This window comes from Brevibacterium sp. SIMBA_078 (genome assembly GCF_046534565.1).
Lineage (GTDB): Bacteria > Actinomycetota > Actinomycetes > Actinomycetales > Brevibacteriaceae > Brevibacterium.
The window spans coordinates 1-261 of the sequence record NZ_JAWRYQ010000323.1 but is presented as its reverse complement, the minus strand read 5'-3'; the positions used below and the strand labels follow the sequence as shown (position 1 = coordinate 261).

At 41.4% G+C, this 261-nt stretch carries 1 protein-coding gene; it reads right to left on the bottom strand.

Annotated features, from left to right (window positions below):
• The coding region (locus SB749_RS19890) for a flagellar brake protein (protein WP_410711825.1) at positions 1-261 on the bottom strand (261 nt) is incomplete at both ends.

Genomic DNA, 261 nt, shown 5'->3' with positions numbered 1-261 from the left:
CTGTACTTGTGAAGGATATTGAATAAACAACAATTTAGCAGGGTGAGAGGCTACAGACATAAGTTGCTGACGAAACGCAATCACGTGCCCGCCACTGCCCTCTATAAGCGCCCTTACTACTACCATAACACCATCACGCAAGTAATCACTTGCCATAGGAAGTCGCTTAGCGCTGGGATAGTTTAAAATAATAAATTTGTTTTCTAATAAACCAATAAACTCCGTTTTTACACGTCGGCTACTGGTTGGTGTAAGTATTTC